This is a genomic window from Endozoicomonas sp. SESOKO3, from assembly GCF_024606255.1.
Map to the genome: position 1 here is coordinate 1 of NZ_JAHHPR010000604.1, position 2,445 is coordinate 2,445.

The window sequence follows — 2,445 nt, forward strand, 5'->3', positions numbered from 1 at the left end:
CGACATGGATTCAGCTCTAATGGAAGGTACCCAGTTCAATGAGGTGATTTTTGAGGCGCCCTTCATCCCCCAGAAGCCTGAAAATAGAGGCTAGTCTGGCCAACTGTTCTGAAGAAATTTCTGGTAATTCAGCACGACAGGGCTGACGGGATTCAGTCATAAAGAGTTACATTTTAAAAAGTATATTGAGTGCAAATCGCCATGAACTAAAAGTATCAGCTCACGCTGGATTAATACAATAACTGCCATTGACTGATATTTCATATAGGAACCAAACGTCAGTTAACGATTGACGCGGACAAAATGCCAGAAGGTCACTCCCATACTTTTATACAGAGATAACATTCACATCAAACAATGTACGGACGAAATGGCAGAACCTTCAATCTCAAATTTGCTGCGTCTTTAACCTGTCTGAATAGGGTTTTATCGGTAATAAACTACGTACTGCTTTATGACAACAACGGATAAGAACAGATCCTGTAATAAGCACGCATGATTACTTCGGCTTTTCCTGTCTATTTAAGATATAGAGCAAGACTTATCCTTAGACCCACAAATCATGACAGTGATATGCACCCTTGCAAGCTGGTATAAAGTCCAAAATCCCGAGGTTGCCCATCATCACCCACACATTGCACGAAGTGTAGATAATTTCATTGTGGGTTTAACATCTGATGCACTCTCCAGAGCCATCACTGGAACGGAATAATGACCGACCTAGATTCCAACAGCGTTCATACCGGCCTTTCAGGTCGTATGCTTCTCGAAAACCCTTTGCTGAACAAGGGCACTGCCTTCACTTTTGAAGAGCGCAGCGAACTGGACCTCCATGGCCTGTTGCCGCCACGTGTTGAAACACTGGAAGAGCAATGCCGCCGCGCCTATAAATCATTTGCGATCAAGCCCACTCCTATTCTCAAGCATATTTACCTGCGCTCCCTGCAGGATACCAACGAAACGCTTTTCTACGCTCTGGTTCAGCGTCATCTCCAGGAAATGTTGCCAATCATCTACACCCCAGTGGTAGGTCAGGCCTGTCAGAGATACAGCGATCTTTATCGTCGACCTCGTGGCCTCTATATCTCTTACCCTGAACGCGCCCAGATTGACGCCATGCTGGCAAACTTCAAGCGCAACATTGAAGTCATTGTAGTGACTGATGGTGAGCGTATCCTGGGTCTGGGCGATCAGGGGATTGGTGGTATGGGTATCTGCATCGGAAAACTATCCCTCTACTCTGCCGTCGGTGGTATTACTCCCAACCTGACATTGCCCATTACTCTGGACTGTGGCACTAACAACAAGAAGCTGCTGGAAGACCCTAATTACCTGGGGTGGCGTCATGAGCGCATCGGTGAAGACGATTATTTCGAATTTGTCGAGATGTTTATCCAGGCACTTAAACGTCGCTGGCCAAGTGCTCTGCTGCAATTTGAAGACTTCGCCATTAATCACGCTACGCCTTTGCTGGAGAAGTACCGTGATGAACTCTGCACCTTTAACGATGACATTCAGGGTACTGCCGGTGTCACTGCTGCCACCCTGATGGCTGCAGCCAGAGCTGCCGGTAAATCTGTTGAAGATCTGAGCGTTGCTTTCCTGGGCGGGGGGTCTGCAGGCTGTGGGATTGCTGAACAGATTATCCGCCTGATGGTGGGTCGTGGATTGTCTGAAGAGGAAGCCCGCAAGCGCATTTATATGGTTGATCGCGACGGTCTGGTGCACGATCAGATGGAGGGTCTCCGTCCATTCCAGCAGAAGCTGGCTCACCGTTTTGTGGACATTGAGAACTGGTCAGCCGAGGGCAGTATTTCTCTGGCGGATGTCGTTCGTATTGCCAAGCCAGACGCGATCATTGGTGTTTCTGGCCAACCCGGCCTGTTCACCCGGGAAGTCATTGAGAACATGGCGGTCAACCACGAGCAGCCTATTATCTTCCCACTGTCGAATCCGATCAGTCAGGTAGAAGCCCTGCCTGAAGACATTATCAAATGGACCAACGGCACGGCGCTGATTGCAACAGGCAGCCCGTTTGAGCCGGTTCGGTTCAATGACCGCGCTTACCCGATTGCCCAGTGCAACAATATCTATATTTTCCCCGGTCTGGGTCTTGGCGTGCTGGCCTCTGGTGCTGGTCGCATCACTGACAAGATGCTCGATGTTGCTGTAGAAACGCTGGCATTGGCTTCTCCCGCTCTGGTGAACAGAGAAGCACCTCTTCTGCCTTTGTTGGATCGCATTCAGCATGTCACCAACGATATTGCTCTTGCCGTTGTTCTTCAGGCTCAAAAGGAAGGTCAGGCCCCCGTCACTGAGTTGACTGATCTGGAACAAAAGATCAGAGCAAAACGCTGGAGCCCTGAGTACCGGCGCATCCGTATGTCCTTCTGCTAGCAGCCTGTCGGACTTAAGGCTGTCCTACTGCGGTTGCAATAAATTGGT

The 2,445-nt window shown here is 49.3% G+C and carries 1 protein-coding gene; it reads left to right on the forward strand.

Going from position 1 to position 2,445, the window contains the following annotated elements; all coding sequences use genetic code 11:
* The first annotated feature begins 711 nt into the window (after nt 1–711).
* On the forward strand, nt 712–2,397 hold the full coding sequence (locus KDK18_RS10660) for an NAD-dependent malic enzyme (RefSeq protein WP_257254881.1): 1,686 nt from the start codon (nt 712–714) through the stop codon (nt 2,395–2,397).
* Nucleotides 2,398–2,445: the final 48 nt, after the last annotated feature.